General features: G+C 60.6%; 23 protein-coding genes and 1 pseudogene. 13 read left to right on the forward strand and 11 right to left on the reverse strand.

Going from position 1 to position 24,295, the window contains the following annotated elements:
• Positions 1–40: 40 nt before the first annotated feature.
• From ASD31_RS12310 to ASD31_RS12320, 3 genes are all read right to left on the reverse strand, one after another.
• Entirely contained in the window at positions 41–1,153 is a 1,113-nt protein-coding gene (locus ASD31_RS12310; RefSeq protein ID WP_244483834.1) for a mannonate dehydratase, read from the reverse strand.
• Between the two features lie 239 nt (positions 1,154–1,392).
• The gene (locus tag ASD31_RS12315; RefSeq protein WP_056334643.1) at positions 1,393–2,589 is read right to left on the reverse strand and encodes a mandelate racemase/muconate lactonizing enzyme family protein; all 1,197 of its coding nucleotides are present in this window, start codon (positions 2,587–2,589) and stop codon (positions 1,393–1,395) included.
• 35 nt (positions 2,590–2,624) lie between these two features.
• Positions 2,625–3,413 (reverse strand): IclR family transcriptional regulator, encoded by a 789-nt coding sequence (locus tag ASD31_RS12320; RefSeq protein WP_056333702.1) that lies wholly within the window; start codon positions 3,411–3,413, stop codon positions 2,625–2,627.
• Positions 3,414–3,726: 313 nt separating this feature from the next.
• Here ASD31_RS12320 and ASD31_RS12325 point away from each other — a divergent pair, with 313 nt between their 5' ends.
• Both ASD31_RS12325 and ASD31_RS12330 read left to right on the forward strand, forming a co-directional pair.
• Entirely contained in the window at positions 3,727–4,467 is a 741-nt protein-coding gene (locus ASD31_RS12325) for a ribonuclease activity regulator RraA (protein WP_056333705.1), read from the forward strand.
• Positions 4,382–5,374, forward strand: a complete 993-nt coding sequence (locus ASD31_RS12330; protein ID WP_244483835.1) for an SMP-30/gluconolactonase/LRE family protein — start codon at positions 4,382–4,384, stop codon at positions 5,372–5,374. The genes ASD31_RS12325 and ASD31_RS12330 overlap by 86 nt, the downstream gene beginning before the upstream one ends.
• 96 nt (positions 5,375–5,470) lie before the next feature.
• Here ASD31_RS12330 and ASD31_RS12335 read toward each other — a convergent pair whose 3' ends face one another.
• Positions 5,471–6,451 (reverse strand): aldo/keto reductase, encoded by a 981-nt coding sequence (locus tag ASD31_RS12335; protein WP_056333710.1) that lies wholly within the window; start codon positions 6,449–6,451, stop codon positions 5,471–5,473.
• Between the two features lie 15 nt (positions 6,452–6,466).
• Positions 6,467–6,883: a lactoylglutathione lyase gene (gene gloA / locus ASD31_RS12340; protein WP_056333712.1), complete on the reverse strand. Its 417-nt coding sequence runs from the start codon at positions 6,881–6,883 to the stop codon at positions 6,467–6,469.
• A gap of 170 nt (positions 6,884–7,053) precedes the next feature.
• Between gloA and ASD31_RS12345 the strand changes: the two genes are divergently transcribed.
• Positions 7,054–7,836, forward strand: coding sequence for an SDR family oxidoreductase (locus tag ASD31_RS12345; protein WP_056333715.1), 783 nt, complete (start codon positions 7,054–7,056; stop codon positions 7,834–7,836).
• A 26-nt stretch (positions 7,837–7,862) separates the two neighbouring features.
• Here the strand turns inward: ASD31_RS12345 and ASD31_RS12350 are convergent, their stop codons facing one another.
• The 5 genes from ASD31_RS12350 to ASD31_RS12370 all read right to left on the reverse strand — a co-directional run bounded on the left by ASD31_RS12350 (position 7,863) and on the right by ASD31_RS12370 (position 13,472).
• Positions 7,863–8,948 (reverse strand): ABC transporter ATP-binding protein, encoded by a 1,086-nt coding sequence (locus ASD31_RS12350; protein WP_056333722.1) that lies wholly within the window; start codon positions 8,946–8,948, stop codon positions 7,863–7,865.
• A 6-nt stretch (positions 8,949–8,954) separates the two neighbouring features.
• The gene (locus ASD31_RS12355) at positions 8,955–9,872 is read right to left on the reverse strand and encodes a carbohydrate ABC transporter permease (RefSeq protein ID WP_413813813.1); all 918 of its coding nucleotides are present in this window, start codon (positions 9,870–9,872) and stop codon (positions 8,955–8,957) included.
• 4 nt (positions 9,873–9,876) lie between these two features.
• A complete protein-coding gene (locus tag ASD31_RS12360; RefSeq protein ID WP_056333725.1) occupies positions 9,877–10,758 on the reverse strand; it encodes a carbohydrate ABC transporter permease in 882 nt (293 codons plus the stop codon).
• 74 nt (positions 10,759–10,832) lie between these two features.
• Complete coding sequence (locus ASD31_RS12365) at positions 10,833–12,074, reverse strand: ABC transporter substrate-binding protein (protein WP_244483836.1); 1,242 nt, start codon at positions 12,072–12,074, stop codon at positions 10,833–10,835.
• Between the two features lie 369 nt (positions 12,075–12,443).
• Entirely contained in the window at positions 12,444–13,472 is a 1,029-nt protein-coding gene (locus ASD31_RS12370) for a LacI family DNA-binding transcriptional regulator (RefSeq protein ID WP_056333729.1), read from the reverse strand.
• A 184-nt stretch (positions 13,473–13,656) separates the two neighbouring features.
• Between ASD31_RS12370 and ASD31_RS12375 the strand changes: the two genes are divergently transcribed.
• From ASD31_RS12375 to ASD31_RS12420, 10 genes are all read left to right on the forward strand, one after another.
• Entirely contained in the window at positions 13,657–14,070 is a 414-nt protein-coding gene (locus ASD31_RS12375; protein WP_056334652.1) for a Rieske (2Fe-2S) protein, read from the forward strand.
• Between the two features lie 57 nt (positions 14,071–14,127).
• Entirely contained in the window at positions 14,128–15,192 is a 1,065-nt protein-coding gene (locus tag ASD31_RS12380; RefSeq protein ID WP_082520553.1) for an amidohydrolase family protein, read from the forward strand.
• Entirely contained in the window at positions 15,189–16,301 is a 1,113-nt protein-coding gene (locus ASD31_RS12385; protein ID WP_244483837.1) for an amidohydrolase family protein, read from the forward strand. The genes ASD31_RS12380 and ASD31_RS12385 overlap by 4 nt, the downstream gene beginning before the upstream one ends.
• A gap of 13 nt (positions 16,302–16,314) precedes the next feature.
• Positions 16,315–17,313: a dihydroxyacetone kinase subunit DhaK gene (locus ASD31_RS12390; protein ID WP_056333735.1), complete on the forward strand. Its 999-nt coding sequence runs from the start codon at positions 16,315–16,317 to the stop codon at positions 17,311–17,313.
• The gene (locus ASD31_RS12395) at positions 17,313–17,948 is read left to right on the forward strand and encodes a dihydroxyacetone kinase subunit L (protein ID WP_056333739.1); all 636 of its coding nucleotides are present in this window, start codon (positions 17,313–17,315) and stop codon (positions 17,946–17,948) included. Before ASD31_RS12390 ends, ASD31_RS12395 begins: the two co-directional genes overlap by 1 nt.
• 200 nt (positions 17,949–18,148) lie before the next feature.
• Positions 18,149–19,096 carry a carbohydrate ABC transporter permease gene (locus ASD31_RS12400; protein WP_056333742.1) on the forward strand — a complete coding sequence of 316 codons (948 nt, stop codon included), beginning with the start codon at positions 18,149–18,151 and terminating at the stop codon, positions 19,094–19,096.
• A complete protein-coding gene (locus ASD31_RS12405) occupies positions 19,096–19,941 on the forward strand; it encodes a carbohydrate ABC transporter permease (protein ID WP_056333746.1) in 846 nt (281 codons plus the stop codon). Before ASD31_RS12400 ends, ASD31_RS12405 begins: the two co-directional genes overlap by 1 nt.
• Positions 19,942–19,969: 28 nt before the next feature.
• Positions 19,970–21,316, forward strand: coding sequence for an ABC transporter substrate-binding protein (locus ASD31_RS12410; RefSeq protein ID WP_056333749.1), 1,347 nt, complete (start codon positions 19,970–19,972; stop codon positions 21,314–21,316).
• A 56-nt stretch (positions 21,317–21,372) separates the two neighbouring features.
• Entirely contained in the window at positions 21,373–22,449 is a 1,077-nt protein-coding gene (locus ASD31_RS12415) for an ABC transporter ATP-binding protein (protein ID WP_056333751.1), read from the forward strand.
• Between the two features lie 61 nt (positions 22,450–22,510).
• Positions 22,511–23,854 (forward strand): mandelate racemase/muconate lactonizing enzyme family protein, encoded by a 1,344-nt coding sequence (locus ASD31_RS12420; RefSeq protein ID WP_082520554.1) that lies wholly within the window; start codon positions 22,511–22,513, stop codon positions 23,852–23,854.
• Between the two features lie 293 nt (positions 23,855–24,147).
• On the opposite strand, the pseudogene ASD31_RS25985 reads toward ASD31_RS12420, so the two are convergent.
• Positions 24,148–24,257, reverse strand: a pseudogene (locus tag ASD31_RS25985) (transposase); the annotation flags it as partial.
• Positions 24,258–24,295: the final 38 nt, after the last annotated feature.

Below are 24,295 nucleotides of genomic sequence, written 5' to 3' on the forward strand. Positions count from 1 at the left end.
TGGTTTCTCCTCCCTGGTCGTTTTCGAATACCGACGTCGCTCACACTGCCTGCGAGATGGCCGCGTCGTCGCTTGAAGCATATGTCGCGGGGCCAAGCAGGTCGGCATGTCCGACGAGGGCCCGCATGTAGCCGATGGTGTAGGCCATGCCGGCGTGCCATGGCGCATTGCTGTGAACATCCGGCACGTGGTCCGGCACCATCACGCCATCGAAGGATTCGTCCCGCAGAATGCGGACGATTTCGGCCATGTCCACGTCGCCGTTATCGACGAATGTCTCTTCATAGCGGGGTACCTTGCCCTTCACGTTGCGGAAGTGGACATAGGCAATCCGGCCGGAGCGGGCGAACCGCCGGGTCGTGTCGTAGATATTGCCGGTGGTCATTTCCTGCAGCGAGCCGATGCAGTATTCCAAGGCGTTGGACGGGCTGTCGATGACCGAGAGCAGGCGGTCGTATTTGGCGGGCTGGTTGACCAGCCGTGCCGTGCCGCGCAACGTTTCCATCGGTGGGTCGTCAGGATGGGCGGCCAGTTTCACGCCGGCCGCTTCGGCGACCGGTACGAGTTCGTTCAGGAACCACTCGAGGCGTTGCCAGAGTTCGCTTTCCGAGACGCTGACGGAGGCGGCGCCGGGCACGGCAGGACGGTAACGCATGTTCCACACCATCCCGTCGGGAATGGGCGCCTGAGCGTCGAAGCCCGCGGCATCGAATACCGATGTGACGGCTCCGCCGCGCCCCACCGGAAGTCGCCGCCAGCCCCAGACGCCTGCGATCGAGAAATTGTAGCCGATGACCTTGATGCCGGCGCGCCCCGCATCTTCCACAAGCCGCTTCAACCCATCCATCTGTTGCCGCTTGTTCGGGCCGTCCAGCAGGATGTCAGACCAGAAGTTCGGCGCGAAATTTTCCATCGCCGCAACCGTCAGCCCATGTTCGCCAAGCATGTCGACGACGTCCTTCATGTCGTCGTAGGTCCAGCGAGCATGGCGGCTGCAGTCGCCGAGGATGGGACCCGGTTGTCCGCCGCTCAGATACGGCTCCGGATCCTCGACGCGCGGATAGCGGCCGAGATGCACCACGACATCCTTGATGCCGAGCTGCTGCGCGAACCGCGCATTGTCACGATTAAGCCGCTCTCCCGAAAGTGTCATTCCAACTCGGATGGGCAAGCATCCCTCCTCCTCACCTCACATCATCAAGTCAAATATGAACTGATAATGTTCGTATTAGAATGAGTATGGTTTTCTTATCTGTCAAGCGGGTTCTTGCCGAAAACGGGACTTCCTTCAAAAGCGTTGGAAACGCGACGTTTCAAGACGTCCAGACAAGCGACATCGGTGCGAGGAGGCTCTGCCACCTCGCTATCGAACACATGTCCGAGCTTTTGACGTCAGTCGAAGAAGCCGCGATCTTCTTCCGTGAGATAGGTGATCGCCTTGTCGATGATGAAATCGACCCCCATGCCGGGGCGATCCCAGACGTCGACGAATCCGTCCCTGACGATCGGATTGGGTAACCCCTCGACGATGTCGTACCACCAGTCCGGCTCACCGACCGGGATTTCGAAGGCGATGTAGTTCTGGGGCAGGGTGGCTGAGACCTGGACAAGGGCGGCAAGGCCGAGCAGACCGTTGGCCGTGCCGTGCGGCGCAAACAGCAGCCCGTGAATCTCGGCATATTCGGCCACCCGTTTCAATTCGGCGATCCCGCCGACGTCGCAGGGGTCGGGGCCGAGGATATTGACCGCTCGGGTTTCGATCAGTTCGCGGAAGTTCTGCCGCAGGTAGATCTGCTCCCCGGTATGGATCGGGGTGGTCGTGCTTGTGGTCAGGTCGCGGTAGGCGGGAGCGTTGACATAGGGCGTTTGATCGCCCGTCAGCATATCCTCGATCCACATCAGGTTCAGCGGCTCCATCGCCTTGGCGAATTTCTTGGCATCCGGCAGGGTCCATCCGGGGCCGCAGTCAAGGGCCAGCCCCACCGTGTCGCCGCACACCTCCTTCATCGCCTCCACGCATTGGACGACATGATTGAAGCCTCTTTCGGTAAGGTATCCAGTGTCCCGCAGTCCCGGCATTGGCGTCGTCGTGACCTCGCCGTAGTGAAAATCGGCCACCTGTCGCGCCATGGGGCTGTGGAAGGCGATGGGCTGCTTGATGATGGTGAACCCTTCGGGGGACGCCATCATCCTGCGGACGTCTTCGGCATAATCTTCCGGCCCCCAGCCGGTCATTGGAAAGCGCAAGCCGCCATTGTAGACGCGGACACGATCACGGACCTTTCCCCCGAGCAGTTTGTAGACCGGGACGCCCGCCGCTTTGCCGGCGAGATCCCAGCAGGCCATCTCGATGGCGCTGATCGCACTGCCCCAGGGTTTGAAGGCGCCGCGGTGACGGATGCGCAACATCACGCGCTCGACATTGGTCGGGTCCATGCCAAGGATCATGTCGCGGAGCAGCAGGATATGCTCCTTCGCGTAGGGCTTCCAGAATTCCACCTGGCCGTAGCCCGAAAGTCCCTCGTCCGTGACAAGGCGCACGACAGGGTGGCGCCCGAACAAAGCGCATTTCACGTCAATGATTTTCACGTTTTCCTCCCGCTGCCGCCGGCGAGGCGGCTCGATCAAATATCCGGAATCCGGCTCGATATGTCCGCTGCCGCCTCGATCACCAGGTCGCGCAGTCGGCCCCGTTCCTCATTTTCCTTGTCGGCCGCCAGAAAGGGTATGCTCAGCGCCGCAATCATTCGACCGGACGGCGAGGTCACGGGCGCGGCGACGGCCCAGACGCTACCGCCATGTTCGCCCCTGTCGCTTGCCCATCCCTGCTTGCGGATTTTGCTCAACTCGCTGGACAGTTTGGCCGGATCGATGATGGTACGAGGCGTGTATTTCGGCAGGGGGCCGGCCAGGAACCTGTCGATCGCACCTGCTTCCAAATGCGCCAGAAGCATCTTGCTGGCGGCGCCGGCATGAAGGGGAAAGGACTGCCCGACCGCCGGATTGAGCGCATACTGTCCCTGTCCGGCGAAGGAGGCGACCACGACCACGGCCTGATTGTCCAGCACGGACAGCTTGTTTGCCTCGCCTGTCGTCTCTGCCAGCCTTTTCATGATCGGCTGCGCGAGGGCCACCAGGTCGAAGGTGGCTTCCGAACGCACTTTCGATGCCAGGCTAAGCAGCCTCGGCCCCAGTACATAGGTGCCGTCGAGCCGTCGTTGCACCACGTTATGCGCGTGCAAGGTATTAAGGATGCGATAGACCGTACTACGGGGCACGGACAACTGGTCGGAAAGGCTTCGGATGGTTTCTCCCGCCGGCTGAAGCTCAAGCGATGACAGGATTTCCATCATTCGCTCCAGCACCGGAACGCCATACTTGTCCTTGTTGTCTTGATGGATGTCGTCGCTCATCAGAGGCCCCCGGCGGTCATTCAGCTACGAATGACGTAAATTCCCATTTGCAGCAACCTTTGATTTTTTCTGGTCTGTTCCATTCCCTCATTGACACCCGCTTTGTCAAGCTTCATTCTTAAATGAATGTCACTAGTTTATATATGAACTGATGCCGTTGGTGACAGCCAACATGAGAGGATCGATACCGAAAGAGCGATACGGCTGCGTTGCTTACCGGGCCGCCGGAAAGGCAGTGCCATTCCACCAGAAATCAACAGCCTCGGTTGCGCGCTTCGATTGAACGCGACGGGGCAAGAGACAGGACATTTTCATGATCGAGACACACGACATCAAACGGCCGCCGCGCGAATGGGTGGATGCCATCAGGAATATCGGCGCAGCCACCTCATCGAGCCAGCTCAGCAAGATGGGCATTCGCAACACCCATATCTACGGTCCGGTCACCAAAAAGGAAGGCACCGTCATGTGTGGTCCGGCCCTGACCCTGCAATTCGTGCCGAAGCGCGAAGACCTTCAGGACGCGGATGAGTATGCGCAACCGGAAAAGCAGGTACACCGGCATGTGCTGTATCACACCCAGCCCGGAGACGTGGTTGTCGTGGATGCACGCGGGGACATGAAGAGCGGCATTTTTGGCGAGATGATGCTTACCTATTTCCAGGGCAAGGGCGGCGCCGGCGTGGTGATTGATGGCTGCCTCCGGGATTATCCCAATGCCAAGCATCTCGATCTCGGCATGTGGGTTTGCGGCCTGACGCCGAACTTCCACACCCAGACGGACCTGATGCCCTGGGGTGTCAATGTGCCGATTGCCTGCGGCGGCGTATTCGTCATGCCCGGTGACATCATCGTCGCCGATGATGACGGTGCGGTGGTCGTTCCGGTCGGCCATGCCGAGGAACTGATCAAGCGGGCATCAACGCATCACGACTGGGAGGAATTCTCCAAGGAGCGCCTGCTGGCTGGTGGCGAACTCAAGCGCTACTACCCGCTTCACGACGACGCCCGGCCGGAATACGAGGAGTGGCTGCGCAACAAGGTTGTCAGGTAGGGAACTGCCAATGGAGAATCAAACTCTGGAGGAGGGCATGTTTCGTCTGGTGGCAGACAGTCGCTCGCAGCTCGGAGAAAGTCCGGTCTGGAGCGCGGCGGAGCAGGTTCTGTATTTTGTCGATATCCGCGGCCCTTCGATCAACCGGTTTGATCCGGTGACCCGCAAGCTCCAGCAGTTCATGCTGGAGGAGGAGATAGGCTGCATCGGCCTTCGCCGCGGTGGCGGTTTCATCGCCGGTCTGAGGTCGGGCATCTGGCGGCTGGACGGGCAGGGCCGTAAACTTGCAAAGCTCGCCGACAACCCCGAGGGAACCGAGTTCAGCCGGTTCAATGATGGCCGCGTCGGACCGGACGGCCGTCTATATGTGGGCACCGTCGATGAATCACGCCAACACCAAGCGAAGCTCTATCGCTATGATAGCGGTGGGCTTGCTCCGCTGATGGATGGGTTGATGACATCAAATGGCCTGGCGTTCTCGCCGGATGGCGCAACGATGTATCACGTGGACTCGCCTGCCTCGAAAGTGACCGTGCAGGATTTCGACCGGTCGACCGGAAGCATAGCGGGTAATCGCGTGCTGATCGACATACCCGACAATCCTGCCGCTCGGCCGGATGGTGCAACGATGGATGTCGAAGGCTGCTACTGGCTGGCGATCTTCGGGGCGGCAGTCGTCCGGCGGTTTTCACCACGAGGCGAATTGATGGCTGAATATCCGGTTCCGGTGAAGTGCCCGACCATGCCGGCATTTGGTGGTGCCGATATGCGAACCCTCTATGTCACGACGGCCGGAAGCCGCAGACCGGCCGAGGAGATGGCACAGTTCCCGCATTCAGGCAGCTTGTTTGCGATGAGGGCGCCGGTGGCCGGCATGCCTGAGCCGCTATTCGACGAGGAGATTTGAGGAAACAGAAAGCCGGCCTCCGAGGGCCGGTTTTTGACCTCTATCAGCTTGCGACACATGGAAGGGCGGCCGGATGATCCGGCCGCCCTTTGTCTGTTATTCGAAGCCCATGATCTTGTGGGGCACGTAGTGCTCGGTCAGTTCCGTCAGGTCTTCCGGCGTCAGCCGGATGGACACGGCCTCGGCGGCATCGACGATCTGGCTTTCGCGGCTGACGCCGACGATCGGCGCGGCAACCGCCGGGTTGGACAGCAGCCAGGCGATGGCGATGCGGGCACGCGGCACGCCGTGACGCTTGGCAACATTGGCAACCGCGTTGATGACCCGTCCGTCCGCATCTTCCGTGTCGCCGTAAAGCACCGGACGCAGAAGGTCCGTACCCTTGCGAAGCGATTCATGCCCGTCTTCGCGTGCGAGCAATCCGCGTGCAAGCGGGCTCCAGGGAATGAGGCCCACGCCTTCGGCTGCGCAGAGCGGCACCATTTCCCGCTCTTCCTCCCGGTTCAGCAGGTTGTAGTGGTTCTGCATGGAGATGAAGCGCGCCCATCCCTTGTGATCCGACAAGTAGAGCGCCTTGGCGAATTTCCAGGCATGCATGGAGGATGCGCCGATATAGCGGACCTTGCCGATCTTCACGAGATCGGAAAGCGCTTCGAGGGTTTCCTCGATCGGCGTCACCGGGTCCCAGCGGTGGATCTGATAGAGATCCACATAATCGGTGCCGAGCCGGCGCAGGCTGTGATCGATTTCCTGCATGATCGCCTTTCGCGACAGGCCCTTGGCATTGGGGCCGTCACGCAGCGGCGAGTTGATCTTGGTCGCGAGCACGATCTCGTCGCGCTTGGCGTAGTCCTTTAATGCACGCCCGACGATCTCTTCGCTCGTACCGTTGGAGTAGATATTGGCGGTATCGAAGAAGTTGACGCCAAGTTCGATCGCCTTCTTGATCAGCGGGCGGCTGTCCTCTTCCGTGAGAGTCCATTTGGGATTGCCGCGGTCCGGCTCGCCGAAGGTCATGCATCCCAAGCAGATGCGCGAGACCTCCAGCCCCGACTTGCCCAATTTTGTATATTCCATTGTCATAACTCCGAGTTACTTGCTTTCCTGGATGAGCTCGATGCGGTAACCGTCCGGATCATCGACAAAGGCGATGACGGTGGTTCCGAATTTCACAGGCCCGGGCTCGCGGATGATCTTGACGCCTTCCTTGCGCATGGTGTCGCAGGCCGCGTAGATATCCGGCACGCCGATGGCGAGATGCCCGAATCCATTGCCTTTTTCATAGGTTTCGACGCCGTAATTGTAGGTCAGCTCGATCAGCGGATCGGTTTTCTCCTCGCCGTAGCCGATGAATACATTGGTGTATTTACCTTCCGGCACGTCGATCGTGCGGATGACATTCATGCCGAAATGCGTCTGGTAGAAATCGATCGAGCGCTTGAGGTCGCCGACGCGGATCATGGTGTGCATGATCCTCGCGGCCTTGGCGGGTGAGGCTACTGCAGTCATGGGTTTGTCTCCTTCCATGTGATGATCGCCAATGGTGGTGATCGTGAAAAATAAAAATCCATCGAAAACAAAAACTTAGACTGGAAATCAAAGTTTTGTTATGTAAAATCATCCAAAAATTGCGCATGAATATAACTGAATTTGGCGCACGTCTCGTGGTGGAGGATCGAATGGATTTGACAGGCAAAGTGGTGTTGGTGACGGGGGCGGGTTCCGGCATCGGAAAGGCGACTGCCATGATGATGGCGGCCAGTGGCGCGAAGGTTGCCGTCTTGAGCAGGACGCAAAGCGAGATTCTCAAGGCGCAGGAGGAAATAGAAGGCGGTGGCGGCCAGGCGATGGCGCTGACGGCCGATGTCAGCCAGGACGCCGACATGAAAAGGGCTGTCGAACAGGTGATCGCGCGGTGGGGACGGCTCGACTGCGTCATTGCCAATGCCGGCATCAACGGGGTATGGGCGCCGATCGACGATCTTCAGCCCGACGAGTGGGACAAGACCATCGCCGTCAACTTGCGCGGGACCTATCTGACGATCCATCACACGGTTCCTCATCTCAAGGCTGCGGGCGGCGGTTCGATCGTGGTGGTATCGTCGATCAACGGTACCCGCACATTCACCACGGCCGGTGCGACGGCCTACTCGGCGACCAAGGCGGCCCAGCTCGCCATGGTGCAGCAGCTTGCGCTGGAGCTCGGTAAATCCGGCATTCGCATCAATGCCGTCTGCCCGGGTTTGATCGCGACGAACATTCCCGACAGCACGATCAAGCGCAATCAGGATGTCGCTCGCATTCCCGTCGTCTGGCCCGAGGGCGATATCCCGATCACCGGCGGTCTTCCGGGCGCCAGCGAGGACGTGGCATCGGCGATCGTTTTCCTGTCGTCCGATCTGGCGCGGCACATCACCGGCACGCCAGTGTGGATCGATGGGGGGCAGAGCCTGCTGCGCTGATCGCAGGCCCGGGTCGGGGAACGCGCTCACAGCCGCTCTCCCGCCTCGTCGAACAGCGAGGTATGGGCGATATTGACATGAACCTGGCATTCTTCTCCGATGACGGCCACCTGATCGGCGGAGATGCGGATCGAAAAGGTCTCTCCCGCCACGGTGCCCCAAAGAAGGGTATCTGGTCCCATCGGCTCCTCGATCGTGAACAGCGCCTTCAGCGGAGCGGCGTGGTTTGAAGACGGCTGCAACTGCGCCTGCTCCGGGCGAATGCCGAGGGTGGCGGGTTGTCGATCTTCGACGGGCAGTCGGAACTGATAGCCCGTGAGATCGATTTCCGTACCGTCCGTCAGTCTGAAAAGAGAAGCCTCGTCCCGGCGATGGATGGTTCCGGTCAGAAAGTTCATCTGCGGGGAGCCGACGAAGCTGGCGACAAATCGGTTGATCGGGCGCTGGTAGATTTCCTTTGGGGTCGCGAACTGCTGGATGACCCCGTTGTGCATAACGGCGACTCGATCGGCGAGCGTCAGCGCCTCGACCTGGTCATGGGTGACGAAGATCATCGTCGAGCCGAGGCTCTTGTGAAGCCGCTTGATTTCTACCCGCAGCTCCGTGCGCAACTTGGCGTCGAGGTTGGACAGTGGCTCGTCGAACAGCAGGACATTGGCGTCGCGCACCAGCGCCCGGCCGATCGCGACGCGTTGTCTCTGCCCACCGGACAGCTGGGCCGGCTGTCGCTTCAAAAGTGGCTCGAGCTGCAGGATGCGGGCGGCGTCCGCGACGCGCCGGGCGATCTCCGCCTTCGGTGTCCCGGCCATCTTCAGCCCGAAGGACAGATTGCCTTCGACCGTCAGCCGCGGATATAGCGCATAGGACTGAAATACCATGCCGATGCCGCGATCATGCGGTTCGGACCACGTGACATTGCGGCCGTTGATCCAGATTTGGCCATCGGTGATGTCGAGCAAACCGGCAATGGCATTGAGGAGTGTGGATTTGCCGCAGCCGGAGGGCCCGAGGAGCACGATGAATTCGCCCTCCGCAATCTCCAGATTGAGGGTTTCGAGCACATTCAACGCACCGAAGGTGATTTTCAGGTTTCGTATGGAAACGCTGGACATGAAGACTTACCCTTTGACTGCACCTGCGGCGATGCCCCGAACGAACCAGCGGCCGGAAATGAAATAGACGACCAGGGGAACGGCCGCGGTCATGATGGTGGCGGCCATGTTGACGTTGTAGGCAATCTCGCCCTCGGTCGGCGCCACGAGATTGGTGAGTTGCACCGTCATCGGCCGGTTGGCGAGACCGCCGAAGGTCAGGCCCATGATGAAATCGTTCCAGATACCGGTGACCTGGAGGATGACGGCCACGACCAGCATGGGCACGGACATCGGCAGCATCAGCCGGAAGAAGATCGAGAAGAATCGCCCGCCATCGACGCGCGCGGCCTTGAAGAGGTCGATCGGTATGCCGGCATAATAGTTGCGGAACAGCAGCGTCATCACCGGCAATCCGAATATGACATGCGTCAGCACCAGCGCGTAGATGGTGCTGAACATGCCTGTGGCGGAATAGATGCGCACCAGCGGATAGATGAACACCTGGTAGGGCAGAAAGGCACCCATCAGCAGCACTGCAAACAACAGGTTCGCGCCGCGGACCCGCCAGAAGGAAAGGGCATAGCCTGTCAGCGCGCCAACGAAGATGGAGAGGAAGACTGAGGGTATGAGGATCTGGACGGAATTCCAGAACCCAGGGCTGATGCCCCGGCAATCGAGACCGGTGCAGGCGCTCGACCACGCTTTCACCCAGGGTTCAAAGGTCATGTCCATCGGCAGGGCAAAGATCCCGCCCGCCCGGATCTCGGCCATCGGCTTTACCGAGGTCACGACCATCACATAAAGCGGCAGCAGGAAAAACAGCGCCGATATCACCAGGAAGGCATAGATGCCCAGACGTGCGGGACCGAACCTTTTCGGCGCGCTGCCTGTCGGTCCCTCGCCGATCGGCGTGCTTGCAATGCTATGGATCGGAGCGGTCACGGGGCTATTCCTTCGGCCGTTCGGCACGAAAATACTCGGCATAAAGCCATGGCGTCAGCACGCAGAGCACCGTGATAAGCAGTGTGGTGGCGGCAGCTGTGGCCAATCCGATGTTCTGCCGCTGGAAAAGGTAGTCCATGACGAACTTGGCCGGCACGTCCGACGAGAAGCCGGGACCGCCGCCGGTCAGCACCAGGACGAGGTCGTAGAGCTTCACAACGCCGAGCGAGAGCAGAACGGTGGCACTGATGAAGCTCGGCCGCAGCATTGGTATGACAATGTGAAGATAGAAGCGCCAGGGCTTGATGCCGTCGATGCGCGATGCCTTCCAGAGATCCTGGTCTATGCCGCGCAAGCCGGCCAGCATGATCGCCATCACAAGGCCGGCTGCATGCCAGATACCGGCGAGGACCACGCAATAGATTGCGGTTTCTTTCTGCACGATCCAGTCGAAGCGGAAATTTTCAAAGCCCCATCCGCGCACGGTCTCCTGGATGCCGAGCGTCGGGCCGAGAATCCACTGCCAGACGAGGCCGGTGACGATGAAGCTCATGGCATAGGGGTAGAGAATGACGGTCCGCAGAAAGCCTTCGGCGCGCACGCGCTGGTCCAGCGCGACCGCGAGCAGAAAGCCGAGCGCCAGAGAAATGCCGATCATCAGGACTCCGAACAATACCATGTTCTGAAGCGAGGTGAGCCAGCGGTCGGAACCGAACAGCCTGACATACTGCGAAATCCCGGCAAAGCGTGCGACCGGCAGCATCCGGCTGTCGGTGAAGGAAATGCCGATTGTCCAGATCATCGTGCCGACATAGGCAAAGACCACGATCAGGATGGCGGGTGTCAGCCCTGCATATACACTCCAGCGAATGGAACCCTGTTTCATCGAGACTTTCCGGTGCCTGTCTGGAAAAAAGAGCGGCAGTCGCCTGCCGCCCGAGTTGGCCGTCTGGGAGGTTGTTATTCCTGGAATTCCGCGAGCACGGCCGCATATTTTTCCGCGAACTGCTCGGGGGTTTCGGATGGTGTCGCCCAATATTCCACGACCACGTCGGCCAGCGAATTCAGCATGTCTGCACCCGCGAGCCAGTCCGGCCCGGCCAATTGCTTGCCGGGATCTTTCAGGGCTTCAAGCCCGATCTTGGAGCAGGCATCGAGGCCGGACGTGTCGACATCGTTGCGGACCGGTATGGATCCCTTGAGATTGTTGAATTCCACCTGGACATCTTTGTCCAGCATCACCCTGGCCATCATGTCCTGCGCCCTGGCTCCGCTTTCGGACCTGGTTTCAGGCATGATGAAGACGTTGGAATCCATCAGGAAGTTTTGCTCGCCAAGACCGAGGACACAACCGTAGTCCTTTCCCGCGACCCAACCGGCGGATGTGAATTCGCCTTTCTCCCAGTCACCCATGATATGCATGGCGGCCTTGCCGGTAATCACCATCGAGGCGGCCTCGTTGAAGGAGCGGTTCGGCGAGCCGGGATCCGTATAGCTGCGCAGCTTGGCATATACCTCCGCCACGCGCTTGAATTCGGCCCCCTTGACGGCTTCCGGGTTCTTGTCGCGGAAGACCGACATATACAGGTCCCTGCCGCCGGCGCCGGCGAGAACGCCATTGAAGAGCTGGTGCTGTTGCCAGGCCTGCGCCCCGAAAGCCAAGGGGATGATGCCACCCTGCTGGAACTTGTCGGCGACCGCGAAGAAGTCCTCCCAGGTCTTCGGCTCCTCCACGCCAAACTTCTCGAACAACGCCTTGTTGTACCAAAGCCAGTTGGGTGTCTGCAGGTTGACCGGGACGGCATAGATGTGGCCGTCGCGGCTGACGGCGGCCAGAACGTCTGCGGGAAGAGATGCCTGCCAGCCTTCCGTGGCGGCAACATCATCGAGGTTGCGCAACAGGCCCTGATCGGCGAGCTCGCCAAACTGCTTGCCCGCATTCATCATCATCACGGTCGGGGGATTGCCTCCAACGATACGGTTGATGCCGGTCGGTTTCGCGACGTCGCCATTGACGATGGCGTTGTCTACCCACTCACCGCCGGCGGCCGAGAAGGCGTCCGCAAAGACTTTTACGGCCTTCGACTGCGACTGCGTCGTCCACCAATGAAGCACTTCGGCCTTTTCGGCCGCTCCCGCCGGCTGGATGGCGGCCACGGCCAACATGGTGGCACCCAAGAGCGCGCGATATCTGCTCATCATCTGAAACTCCTCCCGATTGAAAGCCGTTCGCGGCGCCTTGCCGCGCGCCAGCCTCCGAGCAACGATTGCAGACAAGGCTTCCTCCCCCTGTCTGTATGCGACCATAATCTCCACGCAGTTTTTAAGTCAACAATATGCGCAATGAAATTGCGGTAATGTCAACTTTTGTTATGTTGTTGCCTCTTCCCTGCCCTGGTCGGGGACCCTGCGAAGGTTACGACGCGTCAATTCAAATGTGAATTGATGTTATTCCAATAAGAATTGCAGCTGATGATCTGCTTGTCAAGCGCACAGGCGCGTCCGCGCACTTGCGTTATCCGCGCCTGCGATTGTGGGGTGAAAAGGTCAGGTGCCGAATTTCGACAATGGTCAGCTGGCCGCGGCCAGCATCCTCTTGCGCCAGTCTGTTGAACTGGCGCGGGCCGTGGATTCCCGTTCGATGATTTCCGACACCAGTGCCAGTCTGACCGGCGGACGCTTGCGTGCGTCGGCGCTGGTCAGCCGTTCGCTGATACAACGAACCATGGCGGCGCCCATTTCAACCTGGGGGGTTCGAACTGTCGTCAGTCGCGGCGAGACATGTAGTGCGGACGCAAAATCGTTGAAGCCGACCACCGAGATTTCTTCCGGCACGCGAACGCCGAGGCGCAGCAGTTCGGAAACGACGGTGATTGCGATGCCGTCATGGGCGCAGAACAGCGCGGTCGGAGATTTTCCCGATCGTAGATAGGTCAGAAAGGCGCCACGGAAGCCTGCCGATTCGTCAAACACGATGTCGTCGACATGGGCGTCGGTTGCGCTCAAAGCGCCGTCGCGGAAGCCGCGGAAGCGTTCCGCCCGGCCCATGGGGGTTTCGTTCCCGTGAACGAAGGCCATCTGACGGTGTCCGAGCCGCAGCAGCATTTGCGCCACACCATAACCCGATTCCCAGTCGGCCCCGACCACCTGATCGACTTGTTCCATGGGGCCGGCATAGCTGGCGCAGACGACCGGAAGGCCGGTTTTTGTTGCGACTGCGGTCCAGTCGGTCGGCTTGGGTACGGCCAGTATCATGCCGACAACGGACGATTCCATCTGTGCTACGTCGCTGAGATAATGCGCCTGCCGCGGCACGATCATGAAGCCCAGCTTCTCTCCCTCGCGTTCGGCGCCATGCATGATGTTCAGCCAAAGCTCACTGCTGACGGGGTCGATTTCCTGGCGGATGAAAAGAATATGGCCGGCCGTGTAGCTTACATCCTGCTGGACCCGGTAACCCATGGCGTGCGCGGCGCGGATAACCCGGCTTCTCGTGCTTTCGCCCACCCCCGCTTTCCCTGAAAGCGCGCGCGAAACAGAGAATTTTGAAAGCCCCAGCTGGTCTGCAAGATCTTGGATTGTTACCCGGTTGGAGGCCATCGGTGTTCTCTCTAATGATAGGCTTTTGTTGTGGCGTATGAAACGTTTAACGTCAAGTCGAGCGAAAAATGCCCAAATAAAGTTGCGCTATCAAATTTTCTCTGTTAGCTTTTACCTAACAAAACCAAACGAGATTGCGAGGCGCCGGGAAGAGGATTCCGGCATCCGTGATGGGGTGGGAATCGTGGGAAAATTTGTAGTTGCGCCGCTGGCTGATATTCCGCCGGGCACGCAGAAACGCGTCCACGTGGCGGGTCGCGACATTGCCGTTTTCAATGTGGGCGGCGAGCTGTTCGGAATATCAGATGCCTGCCCGCATCAGGGGGGCAGTTTGTCCACGGGCGCAACGGTTGGTTTGACGACGTCTTCGGAGCCGGGAAAGTTCTGCCATTCCCGGCCTGGCGAGTTTGTGCGCTGCCCCTGGCACAGCTGGGAATTCGATCTGCGAACCGGTCAATCGTGGTGCGACCCCCGCCGATTTCGCACGAAGGCCTACGATCTGAGCGTCGAGCCGGGCGAGGCGCTGGTTGCAGGCCCCTATGTCGCGGAAACATTCGGCGTGTCGGTCGAAGACCAATATGTGGTGGTCGAGTTCTAGGCACGCCCCGAAGGCGAGCGGTTGCTGGACCAAAATAATGAGGCGGGAGTGTTACAGGTGTCCGTTGCCAATGCCATCGATTGCGATATCCATCCCGGCGTTCCGACCATCAAGGCGCTTTTGCCTTACATGAGCGACTATTGGCGCGAGGCATTCATTGCCCGCGGACAGGATGGGTTCCAGCCTGCCAGCTACCTGCCGAATTCGCCCCTGGCCTGTCGTCCGGACTGGCGTGAGGGCGATGCTGTCGGCGCCAGCCGGCTTGAATTGCTGCAACGGCATGCCCTTGATGGGCTCGGTACCGGTCTCGCCATCTGCAATGTCCTTTATGGCGGTTCTTTCGCGATCAGCGAAACCATGGCGGCGGCGATCTGCTCTGCGGTCAATGATTGGCTGCGCGCGGAGTGGCTGGATCGCGACCCGCGGCTTCGCGCCTCCATCGTCGTGCCGACCCAGAATCCGCGCCTTGCCGTGGAAGAGATCGAACGTCTCGCTGGTGACCGACGCTTCGTCCAGATCCTGATGCCGGTGGCGCTGGATATGATGCTCGGCAAGGAACACTACTGGCCGATTTTCGAGGCGGCGGAGCGTCATGCTCTGCCGATCGGCCTTCATGCCGGAAGCCTCTATCGCTATGCACCGACGACGAACGGCTGGCCGACGCATTTCCTGCAGGATTATGTCGGAAACAACCACGCCTTCGAGAGCCAGTTGCTGAGCCTGATTGCCCAGGGGGTCTTCCTGCGCTTTCCGGATCTGAAAGTAGTGCTTCTGGAGAGCGGCGTGACCTGGCTTCCGGGTTTTCTCTGGCGCGCTCGCAAGACTTGGCGCGCGGTGCGGCCGGAGGTGCCGTGGATCAACGAGTCGCCGATCGACATCGTCCGGCGCCATGTCAGGCTCACGGCGCAGCCGATCGACGGTCCTGCCGATCCGGCGGTCCTGGAACGGGTCCTCAATCAGATCGGTTCGGACGACATGCTGCTCTATGCCTCGGATTATCCGCACTGGCAGTTCGACGGGGACCGGGTTGTCCCGGACGGCGTGCCGGCGCGTCTCATCGAGAAGATGGCTCGCGACAATCCGCTGGCGACCTATCCCCGACTGAGGGAGACGATTCAATGAGCATGACGGACGATACCGTGCTGGAGCCTTCCGAAAAGGCGACCAAGCTCAGGATGGTGGATTGCGACATTCATCCCGCGCTGAAACACAAGAAGGCGCTTCATCCCTATCTCGAACAGCGTTGGCGCCAGCACCTCGACGAGTTCGGTGCGCTTGCCCATTGCGTATATGCGACCCGTGGCGGTCCCTATCCGCGTTTCACTCCGGAAACGGCACGCCGGGATGCCTGGCCGCCCAATGGCAATCCTCCGGGGTCCGATCTTGAATTCATGCAGACCCAGCATCTCGATGCCCATGGCATCGAATACGGCATCTTGCAGCCGATCGTCGGTGCCAACAATGCACGCAACACCGACCTGTCGGCCGCGCTCTGCACGGCGACGAACCGATGGCAGGTGGATGAGTTCACTTCCAGGGACCCCAGGCTGAAGGCTTCCATCCATATCGGCGCTGAAGACGCCGAACTGGCTGTGGCCGAGATCGAGCGCTGGGCGGGTGATCGCAATTTCGCGCAGATCCAGTTGGGCTCCCGCTCCGTGGAGCCGATCGGACGAAAGCGTTACTGGCCGATCTTCGAAGCGGCGGTGCGCAACGACATGCCGATAGGCTTCCATGTCGGCGGGCCGTCGCCTTATGCGCCATCGCCGAGCGGCTGGCCCGATTATTACCTGGAGGACCACCACGTCCTGACCCATAGCGCCCATGCGCAGGTCTCCAGCATGATCCTGGAGGGGGTGTTCGAACTGTTTCCGCGCCTTCGTGTGGTGATGATCGAGGCAGGGTTTGCCTGGGTGCCGTCGCTTGGCTGGCGGCTTGACAACCACTGGCGCAAGCTGCGGACCGAAACGCCGCTCTGCAAGCGGCCACCATCCGAATATCTGCGTCAGAACGTGTGGTTCACGACACAGCCTGCCGATGAGCCCGAGCGGCGCGAAGACCTGCGCTTCCTGTTCGAGCAGATCGGTTTCGACCGGATGATGTTTGCAACGGACTATCCCCACTGGGACTTCGACGATCCCGAGCGCGCGCTCGTCATGCCCATGAGCAAGGACGAACGGCGGATGCTGTTCCGCGACAATGCGATGAAATTCTACGCGAATCTCGACTGAAGGACGACTGCAGATGAAGAAGTTGATCAATGATCCCGCGCACTATGTCGATGAGGCACTGGACGGGCTGACGCTCGCCTTTCCGTCGCTTGTCCGGGACGGGGCGGCGGGACGCGTCATTCGCCGGACGCACCCCGCGAGCAGGGGCAAGGTGGGGATCGCGACCGGCGGGGGCTTCGGCCACTTGCCGTTGTTTGCCGGTTACGTCGGCTGCGGATTGGTCGATACCTGCTCGGTCGGCAACGTCTTCGAGGGGCCGAATGTCGACAGCTGCATCGAAGCGATACGCCTCGCGGATGGCGGTCGCGGTGTGCTCCGGCTTTATGGCAACTACGGTGGAGACCGGATGAATTTTGACATGGCGGGCGAGATGCTGGAGGACGAAGGCATTGCCTGCACCACCGTCCTCGGCACGGATGATATAGCCAGCGGCGGCCCGGATCAGCCCGCCCGCCGTCGCGGCGTGGCGGGCCTCATCTATGCGTACAAGGCGGCCGGAGCTGCGGCCAGGTCAGGTTCCGATCTCGACGAGGTGACGCGGATCGCAGCAAAGGCGGTGGCGGCCACGCGCACCATCGGCGTCGGTCTTGCCGCCTGCCGCCTGCCTTCCGCCGCCAAGCCCAGCTTCGATCTGGGAGACGACGAGATCGAGATGGGAATCGGCATTCACGGGGAGCCGGGAATCTGGCGCGACAAACTGCGCCCGGCGGATATGATCGCGGACGAAATGGTCGAGCGCCTGCTGGCCGATCTTCCGCCGGCGGCTGGCGGCGAGGTTTCCGTGCTGATGAACGGGCTGGGCGCAACCCCGATGGAAGAACTGCTGATCCTTTATCGCCGGGTCCGCGCCCAGCTGCAGGGGGCCGGGCTGACGATCGTGGCGCCTCTGGTCGGCAACTATGTGACCTCGATGGAAATGCAGGGCGCTTCCCTCAGCATCTTCCACCTGGATGCGGAGTTGAAGGCTTTGCTGGCCGCGCCGGCGGATTGCCCGTTCTGGAGGGTTGGCTGATGTCCATTGACGCATCCCGGATCGGTGCCGCAATCGGTCGCGCGGCAGGGGCCGTGCAGACCCTGGAGCAGGAGCTCAACCAGGCCGACGCAAAACTCGGAGACGGCGACACCGGCTCGATGCTGGCGCGTGTCGTCGGCGCGATGGCGCAGAGCGGCGCGGCCGACGCAACGGATGTCAGTGATGCCTTCGGCAAGCTTGCGCGAGCCGGAATGTCTGCCACCGGTTCCAGTCTTGGAACCCTGATCTCGGGCGCGTTCCTGTCTCTCTCCAAGCAGACGAAAGGGCGTGCCACTGTCGATTGGAGCGACCTTTCCAGGCTGTTAGCCATTGTGCTCGATGGCATGATCGCGCGGGGCGGCGCCAGCCTGGGCGACAAGACCGTGCTGGACAGCGTCCACGCCCTCGTTCTGGCCCTGGCCGATGTCTCCGACGGCGCTCAGGCCGCGACGGCGGCGCGGGTGTCGGCGAACGACGCACTTCATCGCTACCGCGACCTGCCTTGCCGCATGGGTCGGGCGAAGTTCTTTGGCGACAAAAGTGTCGGACTGGATGACCCCGGCATGCTCGCATGTGCGAAATTGGTTGACGCAGTTGCAGGAGCTGAAACCGAATTTGCGAACATAACAACCTAACAGATATAACAAAACAACGGCCTTTTGTGGAGAAATCGCCCAGAAGCGTCAAAATTTTGGAAATTACCAAAAAATTGCACTCAAAAGACAGATTCATCTTGATGTTTGTTAGGTAATGAAGTTGATTATTGATGCTTCCTGTTAGGTTGGCAAATTGAAACGGCAGGCCCGGAGGAGGGTTGTCGTGGGAGGAGAAATAGATGGTGGCCCATCACATGGAGCCTGCGGGCGGCTTTGTCGCCGCGGTCGATGACAGCAATGATGTCGAGCGTCGCAACGCCTGGATAAAGTTTCAGGATCGTATCTTCGTGTCGTTGACGATCGTGCCGACAATGCTGGCCAGCGCGCTGGTTTTCGGCATTCCCCTGGTATTTTCGCTGCTGCTGAGCTTTCAGGGCTGGACGATCGACAGCGCCCTGTTCGGCGGACGTTTCGTCGGTCTCTCGAACTATCAAGATCTGTTCAGCGATCCCCTGTTCCGGTCCAGCCTGATGCTGACGATTGCCTATACCCTTGCGACGGTTACCGCCGAGTTGGTCCTCGGCCTTGGTGTGGCGCTTCTTCTCAACAGTCGCGTGCCCTTCGTCCGTGTCTTTCGCACGGCACTGATCATCCCCATGATGATCACGCCGATCGTAGCCGCATTGACCTGGAAGCTGTTGTTGGATCCGAGCTATGGCCTGGTCAACGCGCTGCTCGGCACGAAAACCGTCTGGCTCGGCGATCCCGATCTCGCGTTGTTCGCGGTGGGCATCGTCAATGTCTGGCAGAACACGCCGTTCGTGGCCATCCTGCTGCTGGCCGGATTGCAATCCCTTCCGAGCGAACCGGTGGAGGCTGCCGCTGTTGACGGCGCCAATCGCTGGCAGACTTTCCGCCATGTGACGTTGCCGCTGTTGATGCCGTATGTGGTCGTCGCGGTGCTGTTGCGGACCATCTTCGAGTTCCGCTCCTTCGAAAATATCTGGGTGATGACCGGCGGTGGTCCGGCCAATTCGACAAAGCTTTTGTCGGTCTACACCTTCGAGGCGTCGTTCCTGTCGTTCGACCTGACGCTGGCAGCGGCCGCATCCTGGGTCATGCTGCTGATCGTGTTGATCTTCTGCGTCCTTTTCATACTCGCAACCAAGCGCAAGGAGATCCAGTAATGTCAGGTTCCTCGCTCGGAAAACGCCGCAAGGCGATCCGCTACGGCCTTACCTATGCCGGCCTCGCGGCCCTGCTCGTGATTTTCCTCTTTCCGCTGCTTTGGATCGTCGGGATATCGCTGAAGACGCGTGAGGAAATCTTCACCAATCCGCCGATCTTCCTGTGGGTGCCGACCTTCGAGAACTACGCCCAGGTGCTGACTCAGTCGGATTTCCTGTCGTCATTCTCCAACTCGCTGATCGCCACGACCTGTTCGGTCCTGTTGTCACTGATCATCGGCATTCCGGCATCATACACCTTCGCCCGCTTCAGCTTTCGCGGCCAGGGCGTCACGATGATCTTGCTGCTGATCATGCGAATGCTGCCTCCAGTCGCGATCCTGCTGCCGCTCTTCGTCCTGTTCAAGGCAGTCGGTCTGTCGAATACGCGGTTGTCGATCATCATCGCCTACACGACCTTCAGCCTGCCGCTGATCGTTTGGGTCATGAAGGATTACTTTGCCAATCTTCCCAAGGAGCTGGAGGAAGCGGCCTATATCGACGGCGCCTCGCGAATGCTCGCCTTTCGCAAGATCGTCCTGCCGCTGGCCCGGCCCGGCATCGTCACAGCCGCGATCCTGTCGCTGTTGCTGGCCTGGAACGACTTCATCTTCGCAGCGATCCTGACCAACAATTCGACGCGGACCTCGCCGGTCCTGCTTGCAGCCTATGCCGGTGGGGAGACCGGCACCAATTGGGGAGCGATTACCGCCACCGGCGTCCTCGTCGTCATCCCCGTCATCATCTTCTCGATGATCGTCCAGAAGCACCTTGTGCAGGGCCTGTCATCGGGAACGGTGAAATAACGAACTTCAACGGAGGAGGAGAAGACCAATGGAAAAGAACAAGGGAATTTTGAACGGACCGAAGGTTACGCGTCGCAATTTGCTGATAGGATCGGCGGCGACGGTGGCGGGCGTCGGCATCATGAGCTCCACGCTTTTCACGCCGGCGCTGGCGCGAAGCAAGCCGGCAAAGCTGACCGTGCTGGGCGACAGCGCGCCCTGGAAAGGCACGATCATCGAGGACGCGATCCCGGCCTTCACCAAGGAAACCGGCATCGAGGTCGAATATATCCAGCTTCCAAACGAGCCGCTGGTCACCCGTGCCCGCGCGGAACTGACGAGCGGCAGCACCACCAGCTTCGACGTCATGCAGATGGGCGCATCCATGATCGGCTGGATGCACCCCTACATGGCTGACGTCAACGAACTGATGAAAACGGCAGGCGGCAAATATGCAGCCGATTTCGGCATGGACGAGTTCTCGCAGGCTTCCATCGATCTCGCCTCCATCGATGGCGTCCAGCGCGGCATTCCCTATCGCAGCACGACCTATATCCTGCACTACCAGCCCGACCTTCTGGAACAGGTCGGACTGAGCGCTCCGCCCAGCAATTTCGCGGAATACCTGGATGCGGCGCAAAAGCTCACCGAGGCAGGCAAACCGAACCGCTTCGGCGTGGGCTATTGCGCCCGCCAGGGCGGCGCGATCGTCGACCATTTCGGTCCGTATCTGTTGTCGTCGGGTGGTGGCTTCTACGACAGCAAGACCAAGGAAATCCTGATCAACAATGCGGAATCGGTTGCAGCCGTCGACTATTACGCAAGCCTTCTCAACAAGCACAAGGTCGTGCCTGAAGATGCGCTGACCTGGGAATGGGATGAAATCATCGCCAATGCCCAGAACGACCGCTACGCCATGGGCATCACGCTCAACGCCTCCGCGACGCCGATCAACCGCTCTGACAAGTCCAAGACCAAGGGCCGCTGGCAATGGGCGCTGGTGCCGGGTCGGGAAACCATCGCCGACAGCCGCTCCTCGCTCGGCGGCTGGAGCTTTGCCGTGCCTTCGGCCGGTGCCAACACGGAATGGGCCTTTGAGTTCGTGCAGTTCATCACCAGCCGCGAATGGGCAAAGCGGTCCATGGAGAAGGGCAATGCCTCGGCGCGCCTGTCGGTCCTGAACGATCCGGAGGTGATTGCAAAATATGGCTTCACCAAGGTGATGGCGGATCAGCTGAAGACGGCCATCGCCAATCCGCGCGATGCCTATTGGGGCGCGGTCGAGGCTCAGCTTCGCGCCGGCCTTTCCAAGACGCTGCTGGGGCAGGCGTCGCCGCAGGATGCCATGGATGAAGTGGCGGCCGGTTGGGAACGCACCATGCGGCGTGCCGGCTGATACTCGCTGCCGGGCGGTTCGCCGCCCGGCACATTTCGAACGACAGGAGAAGAGCCATGGCTTCCGTGAAGATGACGGGCATCAAGAAGAAATACGGCACGTTGGATGTCATCCACGACATCGATCTGACGATCGAAGATGGCGCGTTCGTGGCGCTGGTCGGACCGTCCGGCTGCGGAAAATCGACCCTGTTGCGGATGATCGCCGGGCTGGAGGAAATCAGCGGTGGCGAGATCGCGATCGGCGACCGGATCGTCAACGACCTGACGCCGCGCGAGCGCAATATCGCGATGGTTTTTCAGAACTACGCGCTTTATCCGCACATGACCGTGGCCGAAAACATGGGCTTCAACCTGAAGCTGGCGAAGAAATCCCCGGCCGAGATCGAGGCTCGCGTCGGCGAGGCGGCCCGCATGCTCGGTCTGACGCCGCTCCTTCATCGTCGACCTTCGCAGCTTTCGGGCGGCCAGCGTCAGCGTGTCGCGATGGGACGTGCCGTCGTCCGCAATCCCTTGGTGTTCCTGTTCGACGAACCCCTGTCGAATCTCGACGCGAAGCTGCGCGTACAGATGCGGACCGAAATCAAGGCGCTGCACCAGAAGGTGAGGACGACCTCGATCTATGTGACCCACGACCAGATCGAGGCCATGACCCTGGCTGATCATATCGTCGTGATGCATGGAGGCCGCATTGAACAACAGGGCCACCCCTTGGAGCTTTATCGCAGGCCAGCCAATCTTTTCGTCGCGGGGTTCATCGGCACGCCCGCCATGAACTTCATCGAAGCCGTCGGCGGCAGCGATGATCGGGGGGCGGTCGCGACGCTCGCCGATGGCGGCACGATCCGCGTAGGTGGCGTGCAACTGGAAGCGGGCAGGCCCGTGACGCTCGGTGTTCGCCCCGAACATCTCGTCGCACAGGGCGACGGATCCCGGCTGTCCGGCTCGGCGCGCTTCGTGGAGCCGACGGGAGCGCTGACCCACGTCACCTTCGATGTCGGCGGGCGTGACCTCGTCGCGGTGGTCGATGGCGAACGCACGATACGCGCCGGCGAGCCTTTCGAGGTCTCCGTCGCACCCGATCTCATCCATGTTTTCGACAGTCGGTCCGGCCACAGGCTGAATGCTGCCTGACGACAAAAATTGATTTAAGGGGCCGGGTCCCAAGACCGGCCTTTCAACCAGGAGATTGAAAGTGAACAAGGCCATCAATTCGGCTGAGGCCATCGAGGCTGTGGAGAACGCCGTCCGGATCCACTCCCGTCCGTCCGACATCCGGATCACGGACGTGCGGATCGCTGTGGTGACGGGCATCTGCTACTATCCGTTGATCCGGATCGATACCAATCAGGGCATTTATGGCCTGGGCGAAGTCCGCGATGGCGGGCACCCGGAGAGCGCGCTGCGGCTGAAGCATTTCCTGCTTGGCCAGAACCCCTGCAATGTCGACATGATCTTCAATGCTCTGCGCCTTTACGGGGGAGACGGGCGGGAAGGGGGCGGCATTTCGGGGATCGAGATCGCCTTGTGGGATCTTGTCGGCAAGATCTATGGCGTGCCGTGCTACCAGTTCTTCGGCGGGAAGTACCGTGACAGCGTTCGCATCTATGGCGATACGCCGGCGCCCGAGAAGCTCACGCCGGAGGCCTATGCCAAGGCGGTACGTGCCCGGGCCGACATGGGGCTCACCTTCATCAAGTTCGACCTGCCGCCCAGGCTGTTCGAAACGACCGAAGACGCGCTGGTGGGGTCTGCGACCCGACATGAATATGTCCTCGGCAAGAGCACCCGGGTTGCCGGTTCCGGCCGCGGCGCCAAGATTTCCGAAAAGGGGATCGAGACCGCCGTCGAGATCGTGCGGGCCGTTCGCGCCGAGGTCGGCAGCGAGGTGTCGCTCTGCGTCGATCATTTCGGCGAAGGCTATGTGACCGCCGATGAGGCCATCCGTATCGGCAAGGCGCTGGAGCCCTTCAATCTCGCCTGGATCGAGGATCCGGTCATCTGGCACGACATCAAGGGCCACAAGAAGGTTGCCGACGCGCTGTTGACGCCGGTGGCAGGCGGCGAGGACCTCTACCTGCTCGACGGTTTCCGCGAGGCGATCGAAACGCAGGCCTTCGATGTGCTGCATCCCGATCTGTTGACGTCGGGCGGTATGCTCGAGACCAAGCGGATTGCCGATTACGGTGCCCGGTACGGCTTGGCGACGGCGCTGCATTCGTGCTGCTCGCCGATCGGCTTCATGGCCAACGTGCATTGCGGGGCGGCGATCGGCAGCCTGATGGCCGTCGAGCATCATGGCCTCGATGTGCCTTTCTGGGAAGAGCTGGTAACGGGTCTCGAGCCGAACTATCTGGATGACGGTTATGTCAAGGTTCCAGACCTGCCGGGCCTGGGTCTCGACCTCAATCTGGATGCGATCAAGGCCAATCTTCGCGACCCCGACAGCTTGTTCATGCCGACGGAGGAATGGAACAAGTGCAAGGCGGGCTTCGAGAGGGTCGATCCGCCACGCTACCAGACGCAATTGGTCCGTTAGCAGCCCTCGGCGATCTATCCTGTCATCAGGCATCAGCGGCAAGGGATCGAGAGCGATCATTTCCCGTGACGAAGAGCATGCCGAAAGTCGTTGGCTTCCAACCATTCAGCACGAGACGGCGGACCATTGCCGGTTTTGAGGTGATGTTATGGGCGCGAGCAGCAGGGCGGCCGCCTGTTTGCCATGTGCGGCGACGGCATCAACGACGCCCCGGCACGCGCCCAGGCCGATGTCGGTGTTGCCACGCAGACCGGCACCCAGGCCGCCCGCGAGGCCGCCAACATGGTGGATCTGGAGGCCGTGCTCATTCCGTGCTCCCGGATAGCTCGGGCACAGGAACACCGCCTTCTGCCTGGCGCAAGATGGCCAATATCTGGGGTTCGCTAAATCTGCTCGTCTTCATTAAAATCTCCTCGATCATAAAGCCCGAGAAAATTCTAC

It is taken from the genome of Rhizobium sp. Root482, from assembly GCF_001426565.1.
Classification (GTDB): domain Bacteria; phylum Pseudomonadota; class Alphaproteobacteria; order Rhizobiales; family Rhizobiaceae; genus Pararhizobium.

Bases quoted from the DNA above. Each gene is read 5' to 3' on its own strand.
- ASD31_RS12310 (WP_244483834.1), bottom strand. From the start codon at position 1,153: ATGACACTTTCGGGAGAGCGGCTTAATCGTGACAATGCGCGGTTCGCG.
- ASD31_RS12320 (WP_056333702.1), bottom strand. From the start codon at position 3,413: ATGAGCGACGACATCCATCAAGACAACAAGGACAAGTATGGCGTTCCG.
- ASD31_RS12325 (WP_056333705.1), top strand. From the start codon at position 3,727: ATGATCGAGACACACGACATCAAACGGCCGCCGCGCGAATGGGTGGAT.
- ASD31_RS12335 (WP_056333710.1), bottom strand. From the start codon at position 6,451: ATGGAATATACAAAATTGGGCAAGTCGGGGCTGGAGGTCTCGCGCATC.
- gloA (WP_056333712.1), bottom strand. From the start codon at position 6,883: ATGACTGCAGTAGCCTCACCCGCCAAGGCCGCGAGGATCATGCACACC.
- ASD31_RS12345 (WP_056333715.1), top strand. From the start codon at position 7,054: ATGGATTTGACAGGCAAAGTGGTGTTGGTGACGGGGGCGGGTTCCGGC.
- ASD31_RS12350 (WP_056333722.1), bottom strand. From the start codon at position 8,948: ATGTCCAGCGTTTCCATACGAAACCTGAAAATCACCTTCGGTGCGTTG.
- ASD31_RS12360 (WP_056333725.1), bottom strand. From the start codon at position 10,758: ATGAAACAGGGTTCCATTCGCTGGAGTGTATATGCAGGGCTGACACCC.
- ASD31_RS12365 (WP_244483836.1), bottom strand. From the start codon at position 12,074: ATGATGAGCAGATATCGCGCGCTCTTGGGTGCCACCATGTTGGCCGTG.
- ASD31_RS12370 (WP_056333729.1), bottom strand. From the start codon at position 13,472: ATGGCCTCCAACCGGGTAACAATCCAAGATCTTGCAGACCAGCTGGGG.
- ASD31_RS12385 (WP_244483837.1), top strand. From the start codon at position 15,189: ATGAGCATGACGGACGATACCGTGCTGGAGCCTTCCGAAAAGGCGACC.
- ASD31_RS12390 (WP_056333735.1), top strand. From the start codon at position 16,315: ATGAAGAAGTTGATCAATGATCCCGCGCACTATGTCGATGAGGCACTG.
- ASD31_RS12395 (WP_056333739.1), top strand. From the start codon at position 17,313: ATGTCCATTGACGCATCCCGGATCGGTGCCGCAATCGGTCGCGCGGCA.
- ASD31_RS12400 (WP_056333742.1), top strand. From the start codon at position 18,149: ATGGTGGCCCATCACATGGAGCCTGCGGGCGGCTTTGTCGCCGCGGTC.
- ASD31_RS12405 (WP_056333746.1), top strand. From the start codon at position 19,096: ATGTCAGGTTCCTCGCTCGGAAAACGCCGCAAGGCGATCCGCTACGGC.
- ASD31_RS12410 (WP_056333749.1), top strand. From the start codon at position 19,970: ATGGAAAAGAACAAGGGAATTTTGAACGGACCGAAGGTTACGCGTCGC.
- ASD31_RS12415 (WP_056333751.1), top strand. From the start codon at position 21,373: ATGGCTTCCGTGAAGATGACGGGCATCAAGAAGAAATACGGCACGTTG.